The following is a 24,198-nucleotide window of genomic DNA, read 5'->3' on the forward strand; positions in this document are numbered from 1 at the left end:
CTCAAAAGTCATAACGGGCGGTGGCGCCGAAGGTGCGCGGGGTGCCAAGCACGCCGGCATAGCCGCCGTTGGCGGAATTCCACAGGCTGGTGAAGTAGGTCTTGTCGCCGGCATTCTTCACCCACAGCGACAGATCGAGCACGCCATCGCCCTGGTCCAGGCGCACGCCAGTGGACAGGTTGACCAGCGCGTAGCTGGGGATCTGGCCGAAGTCGGAATCGTCGATGGTGCCGACCGCCTTGGAGCGGAAGGCATAGCTGGCGGTGACATAAGGCTCGATGTGCTCGGTCAGCTGCCATTTGTACTGGCCGTTGAGGTTCGCGATGTACTTGGAGGCGCCGACCACCTGGTGGCCGGACAGGTCGCAGGTGGCAGTGGCATTGACCAAGCTGACCTCGGGTGGGCACGGCGCATCGTCGTACTCGGTGTAGCGCACGTCATTCCACGAGCCATTGAAATTGACCGTCAGCCCACGAATCGGCAGCGCGGTGGCCTCGAACTCAAGGCCCCGCGAACGCACACGCCCGGCGTTGGCCAGGTACTGCACGCGGTTGATCTGGTCGTAGACGTTGGCCTGGTATCCATGTACCTCGGCCCAGAACAAGTTGGCATTGAGTTGCAGGCGGTCATCGAACAGGGTGCTCTTGAGACCGACTTCGGCGTTGTTGACCCGTTCCGTACCGACCAACAACGAGTCGGTACCCAGCCGCGGCGCCGCGCCGACGGTGAGGTTTATACCTCCGGATTTTTCACCGTGGGTCAGGGTGGCGTAGCCCAGAAGTTGCTCGTTGAAGCGGTAGCTCAGGCCGAGCAGGCCGGAGGGGCTGAAGCTGTACTGGTTGAGGTCACCCGAGTCATAGGCCCCCACCCTGCCCTGGCGCGCCGCAGCAGCGGCGCCGGTCACGAGCGCTCCGCCAACCGGCGCATCACGTGTCACCGACGCGCTCTTCTCTTCATAGGTGCCGCGCACACCGGCGGTGAAGTCGAGGCGGTCGGTGACGTGCCAGGTGCCTTGGGCGAACAGGGCATAGCTGTCGGTATCGATGTGCCCGTCACCCAGTGTAGTGACGTCGTTCAGGGCACCGGCGGGCGTAGCGCTCCAGACGTCGGCCTGCGGGCCGTAATAGGTGAAGGATTTGTTGTCCAGGTCCTGCTTGAAGTAGTAGGCACCGAGTACATAATCGAAAAAGCCTCCGGTGGGCGACGCCAGGCGGATTTCCTGGGAATACTGCTTGTCGCGCACCGCGACCCCTGCGTTGTAGGCCGCCGGCACGTTGAGACCATCGTCGTTGCGCGGGGTGAAGTCCCACCAACGGTAGGCGGTGATCGAGGTGAGGGTGAAGTCATTGGGCAGCGTCCAGTTGGCCTCCACGGAGGTACCTCCCTGGAACACCGTTACCTGCTGATCGGAATCGAAATTGACCTTGCGGTCCTTGCCCGAGACCAGTGTGGCACCGGCCAGGGCGGCCAGGCTTTCGTAACGGTTGACGCCATTGATGGTCGGCCCGGAGCTGTACAGGCTGAGGATGCCGTTGTTGGAATCCTCTTCGTTGTACTCGCCGATCCAGCGCAGGTTAAAGGTTTCGCTCGGCTGGAACAGCAACTGGGTCCGAAAGCCCTGCCGCTTGCCGCCGTTCAGATGATCGCCGTTGTGAATGTTCTTCACATAGCCGTCGTCTTCGGTACGGTAGGCACTGATTCGCCCGGCCAAGGTGTCGCTGATGGGCCCGGAAAAACTGCCCTGGGTCTGCAGATAACCATCCTCGCCAATGGACTGCTGGATGCTGCCCTCACGGTGGAAGGTCGGCTTGCGCGAGGTGATGTTCAGCACCCCGGCCGTGGTGTTCTTGCCGAACAGCGTACCTTGCGGGCCACGCAGTACTTCCAGTTGCTCGACATCCAGCAGGTCGAACACCGCCATGCCAGGGCGCCCGAGGTAGACGTTGTCCAGGTAGATGCCAACGCTGCCTTCCAGGCCATCGCTAGCCGGGTTGTTGCCCAGGCCGCGGATCGAGATGCTCGACTGGCGGGCATGCACATAGGACACGTTGGTGCTTGGCACCAGTTGTTGCAGGTCCTGCACACGGTAGATGCGCTGTGTTTCCAGAGTTTCGCTATTGAGCACGCTGATCGGCGTGGGCACGCTTTGTGCGGTTTCCTCACGGCGGCGGGCATTGACGGTGACGGTGCCGAGCTTGGCGTCCTGCGCCACGGCGGGGGCAGTGCTGACCGGTTCTTCGGCGAAGCTGCCATTGGAAGCAGCCAGCAGAACGCCAGCGGCCAAGGGTTGCAAGGTGAAACGCGACGCGCGCGCAGGCCAACGGGAAATTCGGGACATGCAAATGCTCCTTGAGGCATTGCCCTGGCGAGCATTTCCGTTGGCGGAACCGAATCGCGGCTAGGTGGGCTTATATTCTTTTAAGAGATATAAATATGTTTTATTCATATTTTGAGGAATAAGTAACAGCCTTTATAAGGGGGCTCACCCTGTTCATCAATTGCATTCGACCGAAAGTTTTCATGTAAAAAATGCATATCGACCTTCGCCAGCTCCGCCATTTCATCGCCCTTGTCGAACACCGCAGTTTCGTCGCTGCGGCGGCTGCGGTGAACCTGTCGCAATCGGCCTTCAGCCGCAGCATCCAGACCCTGGAGCACAACGTCGGCTGCCGCCTGGTCGACCGCGCCAGCAAGGAGCTTTCACCCACCCGTCAGGGCCTGCTGGTGCTGGAGCACTCCCGCCGGCTGGTGCACGGCGCGCACAATCTGGTTAACGAAATCCACCAGTTCAATGGCGCCACTACGGGCGTAGTGTGCTTCGGCTCAGGCCCTGCCCCCGCGGGCGGGCTAGTGCCACGGGCAGTGGCGCGCTTCGTCGCTGAATACCCGGCGGCGCGTACCTGTTTTCAGGTGGATAACTGGCAGGCCCTGAACCGCAAGCTGATTGCCGAGGAGATCGAATTCTTCGTTGCCGACACCCGCCAGTTCGAGTCCGACCCGGACTACCGCGTGCACAAGCTGACACCACAGCGCTGGCACTTCTGCTGCCGCGCCGGACACCCGCTGACCGAGCGCTACCAGGTTAATGCGCGGGATGTATTCGAGTACCCGCTGGCGACCACTTTCCGCCCGCCGAACATCCGCAAGATCCTCACTGAACTGAGCGGCAGGCAGGACTTTCTGCCCTCGGTAGAGTGCGAGCACGGCTATGCGTTGCTCAACGTGGTGATGCACTCGGATACCATCGGCATTGCCTGCAATGCCAACTTGCGGCCTTATCAGGCGGGGCAGGGGCTGGTGGCGCTGCGGTTGGCGGACCTGGCGCCGGAGCAGGAGGAGTCTTTCTACACCCGCTATGGCGTGGTTAGCCGGGTGGGGTATGGGTTGTCGCCACTGGCGCAAGGAATGGTCAGGCAGTTGGTGGCCTGTGATACCGAAGAGTAAAAAGCGGCCTTGCGTCGCGAAAGGGCCGCTGCGCGGCCCCAACACTATCAGCCTTTGCGCGTTGTCCGGCTAAGTTGCCCATCAACCCCAACCGGTACCTCACCGGCCAATGTCACCCGGCGCACGATGCGCGGCTGGGTGCCGTAATCATCCACCGCATAATGCTGCGTCGCTCGGTTGTCCCAGATCGCCACGTCCCCCGCCTCCCAGCGCCAGCGCACGGTGTTTTCCAGGCGAGTGACATGTCCTTGCAGCAGCGCGAACAGGTGCTGCGAGTCGGCCAGCGAGTAGCCCTTTATGCGTTTGACGAAGTGCCCCAGTTGCAGCGCCCGCTCACCACTGATCGGATGCACCCGCACCACCGGGTGCTCGGTCTCGTACACCGTCGAGGTGAAGACTTTGCGATAACGCTCGAGTTTGGCCGGGTCGACATCCGGCTTGATGCTCGCGTAGTCATATTCGTTGCTGTGCACCGCCCAGAGTTTGTCGGCCAGTTCGCGCAACGGCTCGGGCAGTTCCTGATAGGCGGCAGCGGTATTGGCCCACACGGTATCCCCGCCTGAGGCAGGGGCGACCACGCTGCGCAGGATCGAGGCCTTGGGGTAGGCGTCGACGAAGGTCACGTCGGTGTGCCATGAGTTGGCCCGCTGGCCTTCGGCACCATCGAGCTGGAGCAGGTAGCTGGTGCCGTCGACCACCGGCACGGTGGGGTGAGCTACCGGCTCGCCCAGCAGCTTGGCAAAACCTTCCTGGCTCAGGTCATCCAGGTGGGCTTGGCCGCGGAAGAAGATCACCTTGTACTGCACCAAGGCAGCCTGGATGGCCGCGACCGTGGCGGCGTCGAGGTCGGCGGAGAGCTTCACTCCACGAATTTGCGCACCGATACGACCGGCGACGGGTTGGATATCGAGTTCGAGGGCTTGCGGCGCAGTGGCCAGTGCAGCATTACTCATGGTTGTGGTCCTCACGGTCATTGTTGGGGTCAAGGGTTCAGCGGGCGGCTTGTACGGCTTGTTCCTGTTGCAACGCGGTATCGAGGAAGCGCGGCTCGACCCAGTCAGCTACTTGGAAGCTGCGGCGGATAAGGCGCTCCTGTGCAGCAAGGTCCACGCCTTGTTGCAACTGGGCGAGGAAGGCCGCATCCAGGCGCGGGTCGAAGTAGTGGGCAAGGTCTTCCTTGGCCAGGTCGTCACTGAGGATGCTCCGCGGCCAGCTTGCATTGCTTGCCACCAGGTCGACGAAGGCATCACGGTTGTGTTCGTCGCGCAGCCAGCGGGTCGCTTGCTGCTGGGCGTTGACCAGCCGCTGTACCAGCTCGGGGTATTTGCGGATGAACTCGCCGGTACCCAGCAATACCGCCTGGGTACTACCGGCGCCTTCCAGGTCTCGAGAGTTGACCGGTAGTTCGACCAGGCCGCGCTCACGCAACGAAAGCAGGCTGGCAAGGCCCCAGGTGGCGTCGATCTGCTTGGCGGCGAGCGCGGCGTTGGCTGCATTGAAATCCAGGTTGATCACTTTCAAATCGCGCTCAGACAGCCCTTGGCTAGCGAGGGCGCTGGCAAACGACAGCTGGTTGGCAGTACCGCGGAACACCGCGACGCGCTTGCCTTTGAGGTCGTGCAAGGTCTTGATGCCCGACCCCGGCACGACGCCCAGATAGCTTTTCACTCCGCGCACACCGGCAGACAGCACGCGGGTGTCGAGGCCATTGGCCTTACCGACGATCGCTGCCAAGTCGCCCAGGTAGGCGAAGTCTGCCTGCCCGTTGGCCAGTGCCTCATTGACCACCGGCCCAGCGCCCTTGAAGAAACGCCAGTCGATACGAATACCGTCCTTGGCAAATTCCTTTTCCAGCAGCTGCTGGTCACGCAGCACATCGACGACACCGCCGGCACTGTGCTTGCTGCCAGCGCTCAGGTCGGGCACAGCGATACGGATGCTCTCGGGCTTGGCCGAATCGGCCGCCTGGGCGCTGAAGGCGGCTAAAAAGAGTAGCCCGAAGGCGGGGATCAGGTGGCGCAGCGGGGTTTTCATGGCAAGGCTCCTTGGCAGGCTGCCACCGGCGATGGCCGGCGCTTTGGCCCAGAAGCTAGGCAGGTCTGGTTAGAAGCTACAAATATCAAAACTTCATTTTTTAGTAGCTGAAAGGCATAAACCAAGCAGCACGCGGCTCGGCGGACAGCTTGCGGAAAACGCATGGAAAATATGACGAAAACGCAATGACATGAGGCTTCCGTATGCAGGGTGCGCATGCTCTTATCTCTTGAAATCCACATGTGTGAATTTTTAATTCCATAAGTGCATAACCTAGAAACGCTTCGAGAGATGGCCGATGAATGGAATTCTGAGCAAGCGAGCGTGGCTACGCGGCCCTTCCACGGCCCAAGGCCGCTCCCGCATACTTGCGGTGTTGTTGCCTATTCTGATCGCGCTGTTGTGGGTGGCGGCGAGCCAACAGCACTGGATGAGTGAGCAGATACTGCCGGCGCCCTCGCTGGTCTGGCAGAGTGCCGTTGAGTTTGGCTCCGGTGAACTCTGGGGGCACTTGTGGATAAGTCTGCAGCGGCTGTGGTGGGGATTGCTGGTAGGTATTGCCAGCGGCTTGCTGCTTGGGGCGTGGCTCGGGACTTCGCGCAATGCGCAGACGCTAGTGCTGCCTACCTTCGTCGCGCTGGCACAGATCCCCACCTTGGCATGGATCCCATTGTTCATGCTGTTTTTCGGCATCGGGGAACTGCTCAAACTGGTCGTACTGGTGAAAGCCGTGGTGGTGCCGGTCACCCTGCATACGCTGGTCGGCGTACGCGATACCCAACCCAAGTTGCGTGAAGCCGCTGCAGCGTTGCGCCTGCCGCCTCATCTGCTGATACTCCGCCTGCTGTTGCCCGCCGCCCTGCCCGCTTTCCTGACTGGCGTGCGACTTGCCCTGGCTACCGGCTGGACCTCCTTGTTGGCCGTGGAGTTGCTGGCCTCCAGCGAAGGCATCGGTTATTTGATGGTGTGGGGCAGGCAACTGTTCATGCTCGACCTGGTGCTGCTGTGCATCCTGATGATCGGACTGGTCGGCGGGCTCATGGACCGAGGTTTTTCGACGCTGGAGAAGCGCCTGCTGTACTGGCCACAACCGGCCACGGGCGAACACCAGCGCGGCCCACTGCCCACAGGCTGGCTGAGCCTGTTGCTGCCCGTGGCCCTGCTGATGCTCTGGCAGGCCAGCAGCAGCTTCGGCTGGATCGATCAAAACATTCTGACTTCGCCCTTGGATGTCGTGCGTACGCTGTTCGCAGGCCTGGCCGATGGCTCACTGCCTGAAGCCATGCTGCTGAGCCTGCAGCGCACCTTGACCGGCTTGGTGCTTGGCGGCGGTGCGGGCTTGCTGTCGGGGCTGCTGCTGGGGCTTTCACACAACGCCGAGCGGCTGTTCGGGCCAAGCCTTTCGGCACTGCGCCAGGTAGCGTTGTTCGCCTGGGTGCCGCTGCTGACGGCCTGGTTCGGCCTGGGTGAGGGCGCCAAGAATGTGTTTGTCGGCCTGGCAGCATTCTTTCCACTGCTGATCGCTACGCAGCGCGGTATCGCCAGCCTCTCGCCACAACTGGGCGAAGCTGGCCGCACGCTGCGCCTGAACCAGTGGCAACGCCTGCGCCTACTGGTGCTGCCCGGCGCTGCTCCGGCCATCTTTGCCGGGCTGCGTCTGTCGCTGATCTATGCCTGGCTAGGCACCATCGGCGCTGAATATTTCATGCCTTCGGACGGCGGCATCGCCAGCCTGATGATCGGCGCACAACAGTTGTTCCGCATGGACCAGGTCATGGCCGCCATGCTTCTGATCGGCCTGGTCGGCGCCCTGCTGGGCAACCTTGGACAACGCCTCGAAATGCGCGCCACGCGCTGGAGAACCGCATGAACGCTTTCAACACCTCACAGCTGCTTGCGGCCAACCAACCTGATACCACGCCAGCGCTGGTGAGCTTCGAAGGAGTGGGCAAGGTTTTCACCGTCGATGGTCATTCCTTGGAAGCCATCCGCAATTTCAATCTGTCGATCAACGAGGGCGAATTCATCGCCATCGTCGGCGCCTCCGGGTGCGGCAAGTCCACCCTGCTGCGCCTGCTGGTCGGGCTGGACACTGACTACAGCGGCAGCATTCGTGTCGATGGCCAACCTGTGAGCGGCATCGGTGGCGAACGCGGCATCGTATTCCAGGAGCATCGATTGTTCCCTTGGCTGACGGTTGAGCAGAACATCGCCCTGGGGCTGGTGAATGAGCAGCTGACTCAGGGCGAGCGTGCCCGTCGCGTGCATGAGTTCGTGCTGTTGGTAGGCCTGGTCGGCTTCGAGTCCGCTTACCCGCATCAGCTTTCCGGTGGCATGGCCCAGCGCGTGGCGATCGCCCGAGGTCTGGTGGCCAGCCCTCGCATCCTGCTGCTGGATGAGCCGTTCGGTGCGCTCGATGCGCTGACCCGCCAGCAGCTGCAGGATGAGCTGCTGGGCATCCGCGAACGTGCCGGCATCACCACGTTGCTGGTCACTCACGACGCCGAGGAGGCAACTTACCTGGCGGACCGGGTCGTGGTACTGGAGCCGCGCCCTGGGCGGATCAAGTCGGTGGTCGACATTGATCTGCCGCACCCGCGGCTGCGCACAGGCGTGGCGCTGCATGGGCTGCGTGAGCAGGTGCTGCACCAGATCACCGGTGATGGCGGTTACCTGCCGCCGCCAACGCGACGGGTGGAGGGGTTGCGGCCGGAGCTGATTGCGCTCTGACTGAATCAGGCGGTAGCTGTAGAGCGGTGTTTACCCAGATCGTACAAGTACGCCCAAGGATAGATCCCCCGCTCATGACCATCGCTGAATACCAGTTGCACGCCATACCCTTGTGCTTCGATCCGCTCGATGCGGACATCGGCGGCAACCACTGCAATGCCTCCCAGCAACCGCGCCGCGCGGCATTGCGAGCAGGGGCATGCACCGCGCAAGCGCGCATGGCTGATGCTGTGCTCGCCATCCTCCCATTCCAGCAGCAACTGTCCGACCCCGCGCAGGTTGCTGATTGCCCCCGGCGCGTTCATCACGCCACCCCGCGCAATTGCGCCAAGGCAATGCGCACCGCCTTGCGCACCTCCGGGTCGCTATCGGCCTCGGCGGCCTGCAGCAATGGCAAGGCACGCGCCTGGCCCAGCTCGCCGAGGGCCAAGGCCGCCTCCTTGCGAAGGTTGGCGATGCCGTGCCCGAGCAGATCGCCAAGGGCATCCAGTGCAGCGGCATAGCGCAGGCGTCCCAGTGAACGCGCCGCACGCAGGCGTACCTGCCAGAAACCGTCGGCAAGTGCATCCACCAGCGCCGGCCCAGCCTCAGCCTGGCCTACCTTGCCCAGGGTGGTCGCAGCTTCTTCACGCACTTGCCAGACCGCATCGTTCAACGCTGCCACCAGCGCAGGCAGCACGGAGCTGCCACGCGCAAGCCCTAGCGCACCAATAGCTGCGCGACGCACTTGCGCGTCCGGCTCACCCTCGGCCAGCCTTGCCAGTGCCGGCACCGCGGGCTCGTGTTTGAGCCAACCAAGGATGCCCACCGCCTCACGTCGCACGGCCGCATCGTCATCCGCCAGCGCGAGCAGCGCAGGCGCTGCGGCATCTTCCAGGCGCAGTTCGCGCAGGGCACGCAGGGCGCTGGTGCGAACAAAGGCCGCTGCGTGGCTGACCCAGGGCAGGATCAGTTGCCCGGCTTCCAGGCTCTTGAGTTCACTGAGGCTCTGCGCTGCGGCCAGGCGCACCGGCTCGGCAGGATCGGCCAACGCAGCGCATAGGGCCTGTACCACCTCTGGCTCTTCCCACGCTTCGAGCAGCCGCGCGGCTTCAGTGCGCACCTCATCGGCCGCATCGACCAACAGCGCATCGGTGAGCCAAGGCAAACCGTCCGGGTCTTCCAGGTCGGCCAGCTCGATCAGCGCGATGCGCCGCACACCTGCGTCGACGTCTTCAAGGCGAGACAGCAGAGCAATGATGGCCGGGTTGTCGATGTTGCGTTCAGTCATAGCGCGATCCGTAGTGGAGGGTGGTCGGTGTCCGGCAGGCCCAACGGGGTCAGCCGCGGCAGTTCGCGACCTTCTTCGTGGCGCAGCAAGGCCAGGCAGTGACGTTTGAGATGGGTGAATTGCGGGCTGGTCAACAAGCCGGCGCGGCGTGGCCGCAGAAAGTCCAGCTGCAGGTCCTCGATGAAACGCCCCGGGCGCGGGCTCATCACCAGGATGCGATCGGCCAGGAACAGGGCTTCATCGATGTCATGGGTGACGAACACCACAGTAGTGCGAATACGCGCCCAGATATCCAGCAACAGTTCCTGCATGCGTGAGCGGGTTTGCGCATCAAGGGCGCCGAAAGGTTCGTCCATGAGTAACAGGCGGGGACGATTGATCAGCACCCGGGCGATTTCGGCGCGCTGTTGCATGCCACCGGACAGCTGGCTGGGCCAGCGCCCGGCAAAGTCGGCCAGGCCCACCAGTTGCAGCATCTCGCGCGCCTGACGCTGGCGCTCGGCCTTGCCCAGGCCTTGCATCTTCAGGCCGAACGCGACGTTGTCGAGCACACTGCGCCAAGGCAGTAGGGTGTGGTGCTGAAACACCATGCCGCGCTGCGGCGACGGCCCATTGATGACCTGATCGTCCACGCTCAGTACGCCATCGCTGGGGGCCAGGTGCCCGGCAAGTGCTCCGAGCAACGTGGACTTGCCACAACCGGAAGGCCCGAGGATGCACACGAACTCACCGGGCGCGACGGCGAAGTCCAGGCGCTGCACTGCCTCGAACGCCTCAGCACCTTGGCCCAGACGGATGGACAGGCCGCGCCCTTCGATGCGCCCAGGCGCCAGGGCCTGTTGACAACGGCTCATCAGGCGGCCCTCCGCGTGCGATACCAAGGGGTGGCCAGTGCGCCGAGCTGCTTGACCAGAGCACTGCTACCCATGCCCAGCACGCCGATCAGTAACATGCCGACGATGATGTCCGGGTAGTTCTGCAAGGTGTACGACTCCCAGGTGTAATAGCCGATGCCGAACTGCCCTGAGATCATCTCGGCAGTGACCAAGCAGAACCACGAGGTTCCCATGCCGATGGCCAGCCCAGTGACGATACTGGGCAGCGCACCAGGCAGTACCACCTCACGCAGGATCGCCCAGCGCCCGGCGCCTAAGCTACGCGCGGAGGCCACCAGGCGCGGGTCGACCGCCTCGACGCCATGCACGGTGTTGAGCAGGATGGGGAACAGCGCGCCGGTAAAGGTGATGAAGACCATCGACAGCTCCGAAGAAGGGAACATCAGGATCGCCAACGGTATCCAGGCCACCGCCGGGATCGGCCGCAGTACCTCAAGGGGCGGCAACAGCGTGTCTTCGGCCCATTGCGACCGTCCGATCAGCAGCCCCAGCGCCACCCCCAGCAGCGCCGCGACGCTATAGCCGGCAAATACCCGCGACAGGCTGCTGCCCAGGTGCGCCAGCACGGCACTGGACGTGAGCAATTGCCAGGCGGCATCCAGCACCGCCCTGGGTGTGGGCACATAGGTGAAGCTGAACAGCCCGAGGTCGAGCTTTGCGCTGGCTGCCACCTGCCAGAACGACAGGCAGGCAAGCAGCGAAGCGAGGCGCAGCGGCCAACGTTTGAGATCGCGGGTCATTACCATGCCTCCCGGTCAGCGCTGGGCAACCAGCTTCTGGTTGGCGCTGACGAAGTCCAGCACTTCTGCGCCATGAGCCTTGGCGTACTGCTCGGCCTGATCCTTGAGCAGGAAGGCGGCCAACTCACCCTTGGTGTTGCGCACGAACCAGGCCTGGTTAGCCAGCAGCTTGATGCCGCTGTCGGCGGCCTGGGCGTAGATGGCGCGGATGTCCTTGCCTTCCTGCTCAAGCTGGGCAAGGGCACCAAGGGCGGCCTCAGGCGAGGCATAGTGGCGAACCTTGTCTTCCCCCCGCACCCAGATCTGCGCCAAGCGGCTGAAATCGGTAATCGGTTTGCCGGTCAGCGCATCTGCAGCCTTGAGCGGCAGCGGGTCGTAGTTTTGCAGCGCCTTGTCGTAATCCACACCCGCCTGCGTGAAGGCGGCGCGGATGTACTGATCATCGATGAACTGGCGGGTATCGAGCTCCCGATCGGTCCTCTTCAGCAGCTTGAGGGTGTCGATGGAGGTGGCGACTGCTTTGCGGTACTCGGGCTTCCAGGTCAGATCGCGGGTTTGCAGGCCCAGCGGCCCATGGAACAGGTAATTGACCTCGGCTTCAATCCCGGTGACCTTCTCGATCAGCTCACTGTACTTCTCGGGCTCGGTGGCAATCAGGCGGTCGGCCTCAAGGCTCGCACGCAGGTAGGCGGTGACGACCTCGGGATATTGGCGGGCGTATTGGGCATCGACCAAGGCACCATGGAAGGTCGGCGCATTGGCCTGGGCACCGTCGTAGATCTTGCGGGCGAAACCACGGTTGGGGAACAGTTCGGCGAACGGCACGAAGTCGGCGTGGGCTTCGATGCGGTTGCTGCGCAAGGCCGAGCCTGCGATCTCCGGGGCCTGGGCGATGATTCGCACGTCTTTGTGCGGGTCCCAGCCCTGGGCCGCAATGGCGCGCAACAGCATACCGTGGGCCGTGGAGGCAAACGGCACGGAAATGGTCTTGCCCTTGAGTTCGCTAAGCGATTGCACGGCGGAGGCCGCCGGCACGACGATGCCGTTGCCGCTGCCGTGCACACTACCCGACAGCACACTGATGAACAGGCTGCGTTTACCTGCATCCAGGTGAGCGACGCCATTGAACGAGCCAGGGAAGTCGGCCATGGCGCCGAAGTCGAGCTTGCCGGCGACCATTTCGTTGGTCAGTGGCGCTCCGCTGGTGAAGTTCTTCCACTCGACCTGATACTGGGCATCCTTGTACCTGCCGTCATGCGGCAGGTACTTCTCCAGCAGGCCAAGTTCGCGAATCAGCAAGCCGCCGGTGGCGCAGTTGATGGTGGTGTCCTGGGTACCGATGGCGATACGGATGGTTTCGGCACTGGCGTTAAGGCCAGTGAGTGCCAGCGCAAGGCCGGCCAAGTTTGCTACAAGGCGCATGGGTGCTTCCCCTCGAATCGTTTGAAGTATTGGAATCGTCTCCGCCACCAGGCTTGGGTGGTGGGAAACGAGGGGCATTGCAGAGGGCGTCCGGTGGCTCGCCGGATGGCCTGGGAGGGTCAGCGCAGCAGGTAAGGGATGTCGACCTTCACTGCACCAGTAGGGCAATCTTTTTCGCAGGGCATGCAGTACCAGCACTCATCAAAGGCCATGTAGGCCTTCTGGGTGGCCGGGTTGATGGCCAACAGGTCCATTGGGCAGACCTCAACGCACACGGTGCAGCCTTTTTCAGCGATGCATTTGTCTTCGTCGATGGTCACCGGGGCGCTGCTGCGAAAGAAAATCTCTTGGGGTTGGTAGGCCATTTCACGGTTTCCTCGGGGCCTTTGGCCCTCGTTGTCGTTCATTGCCGGGGCCGCTGTGCGCCACCCCACTCACGCGGCATCGGCCTTGACCCGTAGCCGGTCGTAGGCAGTCTGTTCCTCGGCATCCAAGGCAATGAGGTAGGGTTCGACGGCTTTCTTGAAACTGGTCATTTCACCGTCCTCGCCCTTCTTCAGGTGGCAATGACAAAACCACTGGCCATCGTTGCGCTCGGGATAATCGACACGATGGTGGTAAAGACCCCAGCGGCTTTCTTTGCGGAACAGCGAAGCGCGGGCGGCCATTTCGGCGCAGTCGCGGATCACCGATACTTCCATCGCACGCATCAGCTCATGTGGGTTGTTGGCCTTGATCTGCTCAAGGTCACGCGCGATCTCAGCAAAGCGCGCCAGGCCGATTTCCATTTTCCTGGTCACCTTGGGGGGCTGCAGGTAGTCGTTGACCATGCGCCGCAGCTTGTATTCGACTTGCGCTGGCGGCTGGCCATGCTCGCGGTGCAACGGCGCGAACACGCGCTCACGTTCGCGCTCTACCTGGGCCACATCGACCTCGGCCAGCTCGCGCCCGGCCACGTACTGCGCGGCGTTGACGCCAGCAAACCAGCCATAGGTGAACGCACCGAGCATGTAGTTGTGCGGCACCGCAGCCATGTCGCCCGCGGCGTACAGGCCCCTGACGCTGGTCTCGGCCTTCTCGTTGACCCACACACCCGAGGCCGAATGCCCGGAGCAGAAACCGATCTCGGAGATATGCATCTCGACCATGTGCTGGCGGTAGTCGGTACCGCGCCCGGCATGGAACTGGCCACGGCTGGGGCGCTCGTTGCTGTGCAGGATATGTTCGATGTTCTGGATGGTCTCCTCTGCCAGGTGATCAAGTTTAAGGAACACCGGACCATTGCCGCCTTCGAGCTCCTGATGGAACTCCCACATCATCTGCCCGCTCCAGTAATCGCACTCGATGAAACGCTCGCCTTTGCTATTAGCGGTATAACCACCCAGTGGGCCCGTCACGTAGGCGCAAGCCGGGCCGTTGTAGTCCTTGATCAACGGGTTTATCTGGAAGCACTCAAGGTTGGCCAGTTCGGCGCCTGCGTGATAGGCCATGGCGTACCCGTCACCCGCGTTGGTGGGGTTCTCATAGGTACCCATCAAATACCCCGAAGACGGCAGGCCCAGGCGCCCGGCAGCACCGCAGGCAAGGATCACCGCCTTGGCACGCACCACGCGAAACTCGCCACTGCGGCAGTCGAACCCGAGTACTCCGGCCGCCGCACCATCACTGTCGAGCAACACACGGGTGCAAACCATGCGATTGCTGATCTCGATACGGGCCCGCTTGAGCTGGCGGTAGAGCACCTTCTTGATGTCGTGGCCTTCGGGCATGGGCAACACGTAGGCGCCCATGTGATGGACCTTCTTTACCGCGTAGTCGCCGGTCTCGTCCTTCTCGAACTTCACACCCCAGCGGTCGAGCTGTTCAATGGTTGCAAAGCTGTGGGTGGCATAGGCATGTACGGTGGCCTGGTTGACGATACCGTCATTGGCAACGGTAATTTCCTTGGTGTACTGCTCGGGTGTAGCGTGCCCAGGGATGATCGCGTTGTTCAGGCCATCCATGCCCATGCTGATGGCGCCACTGCGCTTGACGTTGGCCTTGTCCAGCAGCAACACGCGCAGACTTTTGTCCTGCTCCTTGGCTTTGATAGCGGCCATCGGGCCAGCAGTGCCGCCGCCGATGACGATGATGTCGTAGTCCTGGGTCTCGATGCTCATGCCTTGCCCCCTTTCTGGCGGTCGATGCGCAGGCGGTACTGGAAGGCATCGCCGCGGTAGTAGAGGTGTTCGAAGTCCAGCGGTGTGCCATCAGCGGCATGGGTGAGGCGCTCGATGCGCATGATCGGCGCCCCCTCTTCCACTTCCAGTGCCTGGGTCAGGTCGCTGTCGGCCAAGACCGCATCGATGGCCAGGTCAGCGTGACCAAGCGCGATGCCGCAGTCGTTTTCCAGCAGCAAGAAAATGTCGCGGGTAACCAAGTCGGCTTTTTCCAGTTTTTCCCCCACAGCCTTTGGCAACCAGGTCAGCTCCAGTGATACCGGCTCACGGTTGATCAGGCGCACCCGCCGAATCTCAGTCACAAGGCTGCCCTCCTCGACCTGCAGGCGCGCCGCCACCAACGCATTGGCTGGCACATGGCGGAAGCTGCGCAGCCGGTTCAGCACTTCGTAGCCCATCTGCGTCATAGATTCAGCCAAACCTTGCAGGGTGCTCACGTTCTGGAACGCCTTGGGCTTGGCGACGAAAGTGCCTTTGCCGTGAATCTTGAAGATCAGGCCCTCCTTCTGCAGATCGCCCAAGGCCTGACGCACAGTGATGCGGCTGACGTCGAACGACTTGCCCAGTTCGCTTTCTGAGGGCATGCGGCTGTGGGGGGCGTAGGTGCCGTCGAGTATGCGCTCGCGCAGCAATTCCTTGAGCTGGGTGTAGAGCGGTACCGGTGAAAGTGGGAGCAGTTCGGCCATGGTTCTCTTCGCTGATTGGGCACTTGTTATAACAAGTTGTGACCAGAGAATATCGGGCATAAGAATTGACCGTGAAATACTGTTATTGCATATGCATATAGAGGTTTGCGGTTGCCCTGCGGGCCCTTCACGCGCAACCCACGCAAGGGGAATCACCCATCCGGCAAAATTCCGAAATCCTTTATCGGCCCGGGGGTGTCGGGCCCGGCTAGCCTTGATCAGGACCTCATCACTTGGCACGGACGCCGCCATGCACAACCCCGACGATCGATCCCTCGACCTCAAGCGCGTGCTGGACACGTTGCAAGCCGACCAGCGCCTGAGCGCCAACGACGCCAGGCAAGTACTTGAATACGCCAACTCACAGCCACCTCGCCATCCGCTCGAAACCGTAGCGGCCCTGGGCCTCGAAGACCGCCAGCACCCCGGCCAGCGCCTGCATCTGGACTGCCTGTGCCAATGGCTCTCCAGAAAAGTCGGGCAGCCTTACCAGCGTATCGACCCACTGCAACTCGACCTGTCTCAGGTCAACGGGCTGATATCGCCAGCATTCGCCCATCGCCACGGCATACTCATCCTGGCCAGCGACAGCCTGGGCATCACCGTGGCCAGTGCGCAGCCTTACCAGTGTGACTGGCAAACCGATCTGGCCCGCAGCCTGGGCAAGCCGATCCGCCGCGTGCTCGCCAGCCCCCTGCAGTTGCGCCAGGTGGGCCAGTCGTTGTCTCGCCTCGCCCACTCGGTGCAAGGCGCCCAGCATCAGCAGTCGGCAAGCCTGGGTGAGCTGGAGCAGTGGCTGGAGCAGGACAAGCGCCAGGGCAACGCCACGGCAGACGACGCGCATATCGTGCACATCGTCGACTGGCTGCTGCAGTACGCTGTCGAACAGCGCGCCAGTGACATCCATCTTGAGCCGCGCAGCGAGCAGGGCCGATTGCGTTATCGCATAGACGGCCTCCTGCATACGGTCTACGCCTTCCCGGCCAGCGTGACCCTGGCCGTCGTCAGCCGCCTGAAGCACTTGGGCCACATGGATGTCGCGGAGAAACGCCGGCCGCAGGATGGCCGCATGAAGTGCAGCCTGCCAGGTGGCCGCGAAGTGGAATTGCGCCTGTCTACCCTGCCCACCCCCTTTGGCGAAAAGCTGGTACTGCGGTTGTTCGACCCACAGCAGCTACAGGAAGACTTCGACCGCCTGGGCCTGGAAGGTGAACAACTGCAGCAGTGGCAGGCCCTGCTGCAGCGCCGTCATGGCATGCTGCTGGTCACCGGCCCTACCGGTTCAGGCAAGACCAGCACGCTTTACGCAAGCCTGAAGCGGCTGGCCACACCCGAGGTCAACTTGTGCACCATCGAAGACCCGATCGAACGCCTGGAGCCGGCGTTCAATCAATTACAGGTGCAGCCGACACTAGACCTCAGCTTCGCCAACGGTGTACGCGCGCTGCTGCGCCAAGACCCTGACATCATCATGATCGGCGAGATCCGCGATCGCGAGACGGCTCTGGTAGCCGTGCAAGCTGCCCTTACCGGACACCTGGTGCTCTCGACCCTGCACACCAACGACAGCTGTGGGGCCATTACCCGCCTGCTGGAACTGGGCGTGCCCGATTACCTGATCAAGGCCTCCCTGAGTGGGGTGATGGCACAGCGCCTGGTACGCGTGCTGTGCCGTGAGTGCCAGGGCTGCGCAGCATCGGCCAGCGGCCAGCCTTGCCTGATGTGCCGGGGCACCGGCTTTGATGGTCGAACGGGCGTGTTCGAGCTACTGGTCCCGAGCGAAAGCCTGCGCGCCCGGATAGGCGCCGGAGCGGACCTTGCCAGCTTGCGGCGACAGGCATTGAGCGAAGGGTTGCTGGACCTGAAACGCTGCGGGGAGGCAAAAGTGGCCCGTGGACTGACCTGCCAAGAGGAAGTGCTGCGGGTCTGCACATGAGCAAAAAACCCTTGTTTTCGAGGAACTTACGCCCCGCAGACACAATCAAATCGGGCTCCATCAGCCCTCACCCTTCGAGGTGTTTCATCATGCGTCTCCCAACCGCCATCGCAGCCGCTGCCCTGCTTTCGCTGCCCATTGGCTCCGCCATGGCCGATACCTTCTGGCGCAACGTGATTTCTTCCGGCGCGACCACGGCATCGACTTACCTGACCTCCAGAGATCACAAGCTGGTCGTCGCGGCGCAGGATGACGCCGGCAGCTTCGTTGCCAGTGAAGGTGCTATTCGTGGGCCGTTCCTGGAGGCGGCCATGCGTCAGGTGCGGGCTGAGAACCCAGGCATGCAAGCCAGCGACATGGAACTGGCCAATGCCATCCTGGCGAAGAATGCGATAGCCGAGTAAGGCCCAGGGGCTGCTGTGCAGCCCCAGTTTCAGCTCAGCGATACGCCTCCACCGGTACGCACGCACAGAACAGATTCCTGTCCCCATACACATTGTCGACCCGGTTCACCGCTGGCCAGTACTTGTGCTGGCGCACGTGAGCGCTGGGGGCCACCGCCTGCTCAAGGCTGTAAGGCCTGTTCCACGGTGCCAGCACATCGGCCAGGGTATGCGGCGCATGTTTGAGCGGGTTGTCTTCCGCCGGCCAGTTACCCTCCTGCACCTCCCCGATCTCCGCACGGATCGCCAGCATGGCCTCGACGAACCGGTCCAGCTCGGCTTTCGACTCGCTCTCTGTCGGTTCGACCATCAGGGTCCCAGGAACCGGGAATGACATGGTTGGGGCATGGAAGCCATAGTCCATCAGGCGCTTGGCCACATCCTCTTCAGTTATCCCGGTAATTGCCTTGAGCGGCCGCAGGTCAAGAATGCACTCATGCGCCACCCGCTGGTTTCGGCCTCGGTACAGCACCGGGAAAGCACCACCAAGCTGGCTGGCCAGGTAGTTGGCCGACAGGATGGCCACTTCGCTCGCATCGGCCAGTTGCGGCCCCATCATGGCGATGTACATCCAGCTGATCGGCAAGATGCTCGCACTGCCCCAGGGCGCAGCGCTGACCGCGCTGTTGTTCGGGTCCAGGCCCGGCACCGGCACCACCGGATGACTGGCGACGAACGGCTTGAGGTGTGCACGGATACCAATCGGCCCCATGCCAGGGCCGCCGCCACCGTGCGGGATGCAGAAGGTCTTGTGCAGGTTCATGTGCGAGACATCGGCGCCGATGTCAGCCGGCCGCGTGAGACCGACCTGGGCGTTCAGGTTGGCGCCGTCCATGTAGACCTGGCCACCGTGCTGGTGCACGACCTCACAGATTTCCCGAATGCCCTCCTCATACACACCATGTGTCGACGGGTAGGTAACCATCAGGCAGGACAGCCGCTCGCCTGCAGCATTGGCCTTGGCCTTGAGGTCGTCGAGGTCAACGTTGCCATCGTCATCGCAGTCGACGATCACCACTTCCATGCCAGCCATCTGCGCCGAAGCAGGGTTGGTGCCGTGGGCCGACGAAGGGATCAGGCACAGCGTACGTTGAGGCTGATGACGGCTGCGGTGGTAACGGGTGATTGCCATCAGCCCGGCGTATTCGCCCTGGGCACCTGAGTTGGGCTGCATGCAGATCGCGTCAAAACCGGTAATAGCGCACAGCCAGCACTCCAGCTCGTCGATCATCGCTTTGTAGCCGGCGACCTGAGCATCGGGCGCAAAGGGATGAAGCTGAGCGAATCCGGGCCAGGTAATGGGGATCATTTCGCTGGTGGCGTTGAGCTTCATGGTGCAAGAACCCAGCGGGATCATCGATTGGTTCAGCGCCAGATCCTTGTTCTCCAGCTGCTTGAGGTAGCGCAGCATCTGCGTTTCGCTGTGATGCAGGTTGAACACCGGGTGGGAAAGAAACGGTGTGCGCCGCTCCAGTGCAGCCGGAATACCCTCTACCACGGCATGCTGGTCAAGCGTAGTGACCTCAAGGCCGTGATCCACGCCAAGAAAGATGTCGAACAGCCGAAGCACGGTTTCTTCGCTGCATGTTTCGTCCAGGCTCACACCCAGGTGGCCGCGGCCCAGAATGCGCAAGTTGATACACGCCGCTTGCGCACTTTCGATGATCGCCGCCTGAGCACCGCCGACATCCAGGGTAAGGGTGTCGAAGAAATGCTGGTTAAGGCGTTTGATGCCCTTGGCCTCAAGGCCGGCGGCCAGCACGACGGTCAGCCGGTGCACGCGCTGTGCGATGCGCTGCAAACCCTCAGGGCCGTGGTACACCGCATAAAAGCCGGCGATGTTGGCCAGTAGTACCTGGGCGGTGCAGATGTTGGAGTTGGCTTTTTCGCGCCGGATGTGTTGCTCGCGGGTCTGCAGGGCCATTCGCAGTGCGGTATTGCCACGGGCATCACGCGAAACGCCGATGATGCGCCCCGGCATCGCCCGCTTGTAGTCCTCGCGACAGGCGAAATAGGCCGCATGCGGGCCGCCATAGCCCATCGGCACGCCAAAGCGCTGGGTCGAGCCAAGCACTACGTCTGCGCCAAGCTCGCCCGGCGGCGTGAGCACCACCAGGCTTAACAGGTCTGCCGCCACGCATGCCAAGGCATGCTGGCCGTGCAACTGGTCAATCAGCGGGCGCAGGTCACGCACTTCCCCATGGGTATCCGGGTACTGCAGCAAAGCGCCGAATACCTGGTGTTGGGCAAGGTTATCCACAGCGTCGACGATCAGCTCGAAACCAAAACCTTCAGCCCGGGTTTGCAACACGGACAGTGTCTGCGGGTGACAGTGTTCATCGGCAAAGAAGGCATTGCTCTTGTTACGCGCCACGCGTTTGGCCAAGGCCATGGCCTCGGCTGCGGCGGTGGCTTCATCGAGCAGTGAGGCATTGGCCAAGGCCAGGCCGCTCAGATCGATGACCATTTGCTGAAAGTTGAGCAGGGCTTCCAGCCGGCCTTGGGCGATTTCTGGCTGGTAAGGCGTATAGGCGGTGTACCAGCCGGGGTTCTCCAGCACGTTGCGCAGGATGACGGTTGGCGTGACGGTGCCGTGGTAACCCATGCCGATCAGGCTGGTCCACACCTGGTTCTGCTCGGCATAACCGGCGAGCTTGGCCAACGCAGCCTGTTCATCCAGAGCGGCGGGCAGGTCGAGGGCGCGGTTGAAACGGATATCCGGCGGGACGGTCTGTTCGATCAGCTCGCTGCGGCTGCTCAAGCCCAGGGCGTTGAGCATGGCCTGCTGCTCCGAGGCATCTGGCCCCAGGTGACGACGCAGGAATGGGTTGAGCTCTTGCAGTTGATGCAGGGATGGCGACTGGGACATGACGACGCTCTCTTCCTAGACCAGGCCTCGTGGAGATTTATAAGTCTAGGAAGGATTGCCGATACTGCGGAAAAACTTGCTTCGCCAGTGCCGGCCTCATCGCCGGCAAGCCGGCGATGAGGCCAGAATGATCACTCGCCGATAGCGGCGCCGTAACCAGCAGCATCCAGCAGCTTGTCCAGTTCGGCCTTGTCGCTTGGCTTGAGCTTGAAGATCCAGGCGCCGTAAGGCTCTTCGTTGAGCAGCTCCGGGCTGTCGGCCAGGGCTTCGTTGACCGCGATCACTTCGCCACCCACCGGGGCATAGATATCCGAAGCGGCCTTGACCGACTCGACCACGCCAGCAGCATCGCCGGCAGCGAATACTTTGCCAACCTCTGCCAGTTCCACGAACACCACATCACCCAGGGCCTCTTGAGCGTGGTCGCTGATACCCACGGTCACAGTACCGTCGGCTTCCAGGCGCGCCCACTCGTGGCTTTCGGCAAAACGCAGATCGGCGGGGATATTGCTCATGTCTTGTATTCCTCGATTGGGTCAGCGGTCGGCCCGCCGTTGATTGTTCAGATCAGAATCTTGCCGTGACGCACGAAGGTCGGTTTGACCACCCGCACCGGGTACCACTTACCGCGAATCTCGACCTCGGCACGGTCACCGGTGGCCATGGGTACACGCGCCAGGGCAATGGATTTGCTCAGCGTAGGAGAGAAACTACCACTGGTGATCTCCCCTTCGCCAATGCCGGCAACGCGAACCACCTGATGGGCGCGCAAAACACCGCGCTCCTCCAGCACCAGGCCGACCAGCTTGTCCTGCACGCCGCGCTCGATTTCCGCCAGCAGGCCAGCGCGGCCGATGAAATCGCGCTCGGCCGGCTCCCAGGCGATGCTCCAGCCCAGGTTGGAGGTAAGCGGGGTGTGGTCTTCATCGATATCCTGGCCGTACAGGTTCATGCCGGCCTCCAGGCGCAAGGTGTCGCGGGCGCCAAGGCCACTGGGGGCGATGCCAGCGCCGACCAGGTCGTTGAAGAAGGCCACAGCCTCATGGCCCGGCAGGATGATTTCCAACCCGTCTTCACCGGTGTAACCGGTGCGGGCAATGAACCAGTCGCCCTCGCCAACCCCTTCGAACGGGCGCAGCTCACGGATAAGCGCAGCGCGCGAAGCGCTGAGCAAGGCTGCGACCTTCTCGCGGGCCTGGGGCCCCTGGATGGCGAGAATGGCCAGGTCAGGGCGCACCTTGAAACCGACCGAGAAGCCGGTACTGCGGGCCTCCAGCCACGCCAACACATTGGCGCGGGTGGCGGCATTGGTGATCAGCCGGTAGCCATTTTCCGTGCGGTAGGCGATTAGGTCATCGATAACCCCGCCCTCTTCGTTGAGCAGCGGGCTGTACAGAGCCTTGCCGACACCCGCAAGGCGGGCAACGTCGTTGGCCAGCAAACGCTGCAGCCAGACGGTGGCATCGGCACCATCTATGTCGATCACGGTCATGTGGGAGACATCGAACACCCCACAGTCACTGCGCACCTGATGGTGCTCTTCGACTTGCGAGCCGTAGTGCAGGGGCATGTCCCAGCCACCGAAATCGACTGTCTTGGCGCCTAGCGCCAGGTGCAAGTCGTACAAAAGCGTGCGCTGTCCCATGGGTTTCTCCTTCCGGGCGTGGCGAAGCGGCGGCGGTCGATGACGTTTGGTCGTCAGCTCTTCTTGTAGGACCCGTCGCGCGAATGCCGCGCATTGTAGCCGCAAGGGCGCGGGCTGGCACCCTCAGTGACTGTGACCGGGGCGCCTGGCTGAACGACGAATCAGGCCGATGACCGGCAGCAGGCCAACCAGCACCAAGGTCAAAGCGGGCAGTGAGGCACGGGCCCACTCCCCTTCACTGGTCATCTCGAACACCCGTACGGCGAGGGTATCCCAGCCGAAGGGCCGCATCAGCAACGTTGCAGGCATTTCCTTGAGCACATCGACGAAGACCAGCAGTGCAGCGCTGAGGGCACCGGGAACCAGCAGCGGCATATACACTTTGAAAAACAATCTCGCCCCTCCGACACCTAGGCTCCGTGAAACCTCGGGCAACGACGGGCGGATGCGCTCCAGGCTGCCTTCCAGTGGCCCATAGGCCACGGCGATGAAACGTACCAGATAGGCCACCAGCAAAGCCGCGAGGCTACCCAGCAGCAACGGCTTGCCTGCCCCACCCAGCCACGTCGACAGAGGGATCACCAGGTGGTTGTCCAGGTAACTGAAGGCCAGCATGATCGACACCGCCAGCACCGAACCGGGCAAGGCGTAGCCCAGGTTGGCCAGGCCGACCCCGGCGCGGATGCCGCCAGTCGGCGCCTGGCGCCGGGCAAAGGCCAGTACCAAGGCTACGCACACCGTGATCAAGGCTGCCATGGCGCCCAGGTACAGGGTGTGCAGCACCAGACCAACATAGCGCTCGTCCAGGTCTTGCCGCCCTCGCTGCCAGAACCATACCAGCAACTGCAGCAGCGGGATGACGAAGGCACAGGCAAATACCAGCAGGCACCAACCACTGGCCAGCAGTGCCTTCAGACCGCGCAGGTGATAGAGGGCCTGACCCCGAGGGCGTTCATTTGCGCTACGCGAGGCGCCACGAGCTCGTCGCTCTCCGTACAGCACCAGCATTACCGCCAGCAATAGCAGGCTGGCCAGTTGAGCCGCGCTGGACAGGCTGAAGAAGCCGTACCAGGTCTTGTAAATGGCGGTGGTGAACGTGTCGAAATTGAACACCGCCACCGCGCCGAAATCTGCCAAGGTCTCCATCAGGGCCAGCGCAATGCCTGCGCCGATGGCCGGCCTCGCCATGGGCAGCGCAACCCGCCAGAAAGCTTGCAGCGGCGAAAGACCCAACACCCGCGCCGCTTCCATGAGCCCCTTGCCCTGGGCCAGGAATGCCGTGCGTGCGAGCAGGTAGACATAGGGATAGAACACCAGCACCAGCACGACAATCACCCCGCCGGTGGAGCGCACCCGCGGCAGGCGCATGGGCCCGAACACTTCACGCAAGGCGCTTTGCACTGGGCCGGCGAAATCAAGCAGGCCGACGAAGACGAACGCCAAGACATAGGCAGGGATGGCAAACGGCAGCATCAGTGCCCAGTCCAGCCAGCGCCTGCCGGGGAACTCGCAAAGGCTGGTGAGCCAGGCCAGGCTCACGCCAAGCACCGTGACGCCTACGCCTACGCCCGCCACCAGGGTGAGCGTGTTGCCGAGCAGGCGGCTCATCTGGGTGTCGAGCAGGTGCGACCAGATCTGCACGTCGATCGACTGCCAGGACAGCAGCAAGACGCTCAGGGGCAAGAGCACGAGTGCGGCAGTCAGGGTGACCGGGAGGTACCAGCGGCGTTGGGGAGCGTGGGGCAAGGCAACTGTCTCTGTGGCAGATGGCAACCGCTGAGCGGTCGTTCGCGTGGCAAGCCCGTTCCCACAGCTACAGCGCAAATCGCAGGGGCTGCGCTGTACCTGTGGGAACGGGCTTGCT

Annotated in this window: 20 protein-coding genes; 5 read left to right on the forward strand and 15 right to left on the reverse strand. The window is 62.7% G+C overall.

Annotated elements, in window-relative coordinates:
• Position 1: 1 nt before the first annotated feature.
• On the reverse strand, positions 2–2,338 hold the full coding sequence (locus ACW4TB_RS20090) for a TonB-dependent receptor (protein WP_279933338.1): 2,337 nt from the start codon (positions 2,336–2,338) through the stop codon (positions 2–4).
• A gap of 191 nt (positions 2,339–2,529) precedes the next feature.
• Between ACW4TB_RS20090 and ACW4TB_RS20095 the strand changes: the two genes are divergently transcribed.
• Positions 2,530–3,444, forward strand: a complete 915-nt coding sequence (locus ACW4TB_RS20095; protein WP_012316758.1) for a LysR family transcriptional regulator — start codon at positions 2,530–2,532, stop codon at positions 3,442–3,444.
• A gap of 47 nt (positions 3,445–3,491) precedes the next feature.
• Here the strand turns inward: ACW4TB_RS20095 and ACW4TB_RS20100 are convergent, their stop codons facing one another.
• Entirely contained in the window at positions 3,492–4,397 is a 906-nt protein-coding gene (locus tag ACW4TB_RS20100; protein ID WP_279933336.1) for a TauD/TfdA dioxygenase family protein, read from the reverse strand.
• A gap of 37 nt (positions 4,398–4,434) precedes the next feature.
• Positions 4,435–5,478 (reverse strand): ABC transporter substrate-binding protein, encoded by a 1,044-nt coding sequence (locus ACW4TB_RS20105; protein WP_279933334.1) that lies wholly within the window; start codon positions 5,476–5,478, stop codon positions 4,435–4,437.
• Between the two features lie 298 nt (positions 5,479–5,776).
• On the opposite strand from ACW4TB_RS20105, the gene ACW4TB_RS20110 reads away from it, so the two are divergent.
• Together ACW4TB_RS20110 and ACW4TB_RS20115 are read left to right on the forward strand one after the other, a co-directional pair.
• The gene (locus ACW4TB_RS20110; RefSeq protein ID WP_279933332.1) at positions 5,777–7,348 is read left to right on the forward strand and encodes an ABC transporter permease; all 1,572 of its coding nucleotides are present in this window, start codon (positions 5,777–5,779) and stop codon (positions 7,346–7,348) included.
• Complete coding sequence (locus ACW4TB_RS20115; RefSeq protein ID WP_012316762.1) at positions 7,345–8,208, forward strand: ABC transporter ATP-binding protein; 864 nt, start codon at positions 7,345–7,347, stop codon at positions 8,206–8,208. The genes ACW4TB_RS20110 and ACW4TB_RS20115 overlap by 4 nt, the downstream gene beginning before the upstream one ends.
• 5 nt (positions 8,209–8,213) lie before the next feature.
• On the opposite strand, the gene ACW4TB_RS20120 is transcribed toward ACW4TB_RS20115, so the two are convergent.
• The 8 genes from ACW4TB_RS20120 to ACW4TB_RS20155 form a co-directional block, all read right to left on the reverse strand.
• Positions 8,214–8,513, reverse strand: coding sequence for a DUF971 domain-containing protein (locus tag ACW4TB_RS20120; protein ID WP_012316763.1), 300 nt, complete (start codon positions 8,511–8,513; stop codon positions 8,214–8,216).
• Complete coding sequence (locus tag ACW4TB_RS20125) at positions 8,513–9,478, reverse strand: HEAT repeat domain-containing protein (protein WP_012316764.1); 966 nt, start codon at positions 9,476–9,478, stop codon at positions 8,513–8,515. Before ACW4TB_RS20125 ends, ACW4TB_RS20120 begins: the two co-directional genes overlap by 1 nt.
• On the reverse strand, positions 9,475–10,332 hold the full coding sequence (locus ACW4TB_RS20130) for an ABC transporter ATP-binding protein (protein ID WP_254466817.1): 858 nt from the start codon (positions 10,330–10,332) through the stop codon (positions 9,475–9,477). Before ACW4TB_RS20130 ends, ACW4TB_RS20125 begins: the two co-directional genes overlap by 4 nt.
• Complete coding sequence (locus ACW4TB_RS20135; protein WP_012316766.1) at positions 10,332–11,114, reverse strand: ABC transporter permease; 783 nt, start codon at positions 11,112–11,114, stop codon at positions 10,332–10,334. Before ACW4TB_RS20135 ends, ACW4TB_RS20130 begins: the two co-directional genes overlap by 1 nt.
• 15 nt (positions 11,115–11,129) lie before the next feature.
• The gene (locus ACW4TB_RS20140; RefSeq protein ID WP_012316767.1) at positions 11,130–12,536 is read right to left on the reverse strand and encodes an ABC transporter substrate-binding protein; all 1,407 of its coding nucleotides are present in this window, start codon (positions 12,534–12,536) and stop codon (positions 11,130–11,132) included.
• Between the two features lie 119 nt (positions 12,537–12,655).
• Positions 12,656–12,901, reverse strand: a complete 246-nt coding sequence (locus tag ACW4TB_RS20145; RefSeq protein WP_008096634.1) for a 4Fe-4S dicluster domain-containing protein — start codon at positions 12,899–12,901, stop codon at positions 12,656–12,658.
• Positions 12,902–12,970: 69 nt separating this feature from the next.
• On the reverse strand, positions 12,971–14,695 hold the full coding sequence (locus ACW4TB_RS20150; protein WP_012316768.1) for a fumarate reductase/succinate dehydrogenase flavoprotein subunit: 1,725 nt from the start codon (positions 14,693–14,695) through the stop codon (positions 12,971–12,973).
• Positions 14,692–15,441 carry a GntR family transcriptional regulator gene (locus ACW4TB_RS20155; protein ID WP_012316769.1) on the reverse strand — a complete coding sequence of 250 codons (750 nt, stop codon included), beginning with the start codon at positions 15,439–15,441 and terminating at the stop codon, positions 14,692–14,694. Before ACW4TB_RS20155 ends, ACW4TB_RS20150 begins: the two co-directional genes overlap by 4 nt.
• 250 nt (positions 15,442–15,691) lie before the next feature.
• Here ACW4TB_RS20155 and ACW4TB_RS20160 point away from each other — a divergent pair, with 250 nt between their 5' ends.
• Together ACW4TB_RS20160 and ACW4TB_RS20165 are read left to right on the forward strand one after the other, a co-directional pair.
• Positions 15,692–17,377, forward strand: coding sequence for a GspE/PulE family protein (locus ACW4TB_RS20160; protein WP_279933325.1), 1,686 nt, complete (start codon positions 15,692–15,694; stop codon positions 17,375–17,377).
• Between the two features lie 89 nt (positions 17,378–17,466).
• Entirely contained in the window at positions 17,467–17,781 is a 315-nt protein-coding gene (locus ACW4TB_RS20165; protein WP_012316771.1) for a DUF2388 domain-containing protein, read from the forward strand.
• A 34-nt stretch (positions 17,782–17,815) separates the two neighbouring features.
• Here ACW4TB_RS20165 and gcvP read toward each other — a convergent pair whose 3' ends face one another.
• The 4 genes from gcvP to ACW4TB_RS20185 form a co-directional block, all read right to left on the reverse strand.
• The gene (gene gcvP / locus ACW4TB_RS20170) at positions 17,816–20,689 is read right to left on the reverse strand and encodes an aminomethyl-transferring glycine dehydrogenase (protein WP_012316772.1); all 2,874 of its coding nucleotides are present in this window, start codon (positions 20,687–20,689) and stop codon (positions 17,816–17,818) included.
• 131 nt (positions 20,690–20,820) lie between these two features.
• Positions 20,821–21,204 (reverse strand): glycine cleavage system protein GcvH, encoded by a 384-nt coding sequence (gcvH, locus tag ACW4TB_RS20175; protein WP_012316773.1) that lies wholly within the window; start codon positions 21,202–21,204, stop codon positions 20,821–20,823.
• A 47-nt stretch (positions 21,205–21,251) separates the two neighbouring features.
• Entirely contained in the window at positions 21,252–22,334 is a 1,083-nt protein-coding gene (gene gcvT, locus ACW4TB_RS20180; RefSeq protein ID WP_012316774.1) for a glycine cleavage system aminomethyltransferase GcvT, read from the reverse strand.
• Between the two features lie 123 nt (positions 22,335–22,457).
• Positions 22,458–24,080, reverse strand: coding sequence for an ABC transporter permease (locus tag ACW4TB_RS20185; protein WP_042111830.1), 1,623 nt, complete (start codon positions 24,078–24,080; stop codon positions 22,458–22,460).
• Positions 24,081–24,198 lie beyond the last annotated feature (118 nt).

This window comes from Lelliottia jeotgali (genome assembly GCF_977070485.1).

Coding starts and splice junctions, on each gene's coding strand:
- ACW4TB_RS20090 (WP_279933338.1), bottom strand. CDS start 2,338: ATGTCCCGAATTTCCCGTTGGCCTGCGCGCGCGTCGCGTTTCACCTTG.
- ACW4TB_RS20095 (WP_012316758.1), top strand. CDS start 2,530: ATGCATATCGACCTTCGCCAGCTCCGCCATTTCATCGCCCTTGTCGAA.
- ACW4TB_RS20100 (WP_279933336.1), bottom strand. CDS start 4,397: ATGAGTAATGCTGCACTGGCCACTGCGCCGCAAGCCCTCGAACTCGAT.
- ACW4TB_RS20105 (WP_279933334.1), bottom strand. CDS start 5,478: ATGAAAACCCCGCTGCGCCACCTGATCCCCGCCTTCGGGCTACTCTTT.
- ACW4TB_RS20110 (WP_279933332.1), top strand. CDS start 5,777: ATGAATGGAATTCTGAGCAAGCGAGCGTGGCTACGCGGCCCTTCCACG.
- ACW4TB_RS20115 (WP_012316762.1), top strand. CDS start 7,345: ATGAACGCTTTCAACACCTCACAGCTGCTTGCGGCCAACCAACCTGAT.
- ACW4TB_RS20120 (WP_012316763.1), bottom strand. CDS start 8,513: ATGAACGCGCCGGGGGCAATCAGCAACCTGCGCGGGGTCGGACAGTTG.
- ACW4TB_RS20125 (WP_012316764.1), bottom strand. CDS start 9,478: ATGACTGAACGCAACATCGACAACCCGGCCATCATTGCTCTGCTGTCT.
- ACW4TB_RS20130 (WP_254466817.1), bottom strand. CDS start 10,332: ATGAGCCGTTGTCAACAGGCCCTGGCGCCTGGGCGCATCGAAGGGCGC.
- ACW4TB_RS20135 (WP_012316766.1), bottom strand. CDS start 11,114: ATGACCCGCGATCTCAAACGTTGGCCGCTGCGCCTCGCTTCGCTGCTT.
- ACW4TB_RS20140 (WP_012316767.1), bottom strand. CDS start 12,536: ATGCGCCTTGTAGCAAACTTGGCCGGCCTTGCGCTGGCACTCACTGGC.
- ACW4TB_RS20145 (WP_008096634.1), bottom strand. CDS start 12,901: ATGGCCTACCAACCCCAAGAGATTTTCTTTCGCAGCAGCGCCCCGGTG.
- ACW4TB_RS20150 (WP_012316768.1), bottom strand. CDS start 14,695: ATGAGCATCGAGACCCAGGACTACGACATCATCGTCATCGGCGGCGGC.
- ACW4TB_RS20155 (WP_012316769.1), bottom strand. CDS start 15,441: ATGGCCGAACTGCTCCCACTTTCACCGGTACCGCTCTACACCCAGCTC.
- ACW4TB_RS20160 (WP_279933325.1), top strand. CDS start 15,692: ATGCACAACCCCGACGATCGATCCCTCGACCTCAAGCGCGTGCTGGAC.
- ACW4TB_RS20165 (WP_012316771.1), top strand. CDS start 17,467: ATGCGTCTCCCAACCGCCATCGCAGCCGCTGCCCTGCTTTCGCTGCCC.
- gcvP (WP_012316772.1), bottom strand. CDS start 20,689: ATGTCCCAGTCGCCATCCCTGCATCAACTGCAAGAGCTCAACCCATTC.
- gcvH (WP_012316773.1), bottom strand. CDS start 21,204: ATGAGCAATATCCCCGCCGATCTGCGTTTTGCCGAAAGCCACGAGTGG.
- gcvT (WP_012316774.1), bottom strand. CDS start 22,334: ATGGGACAGCGCACGCTTTTGTACGACTTGCACCTGGCGCTAGGCGCC.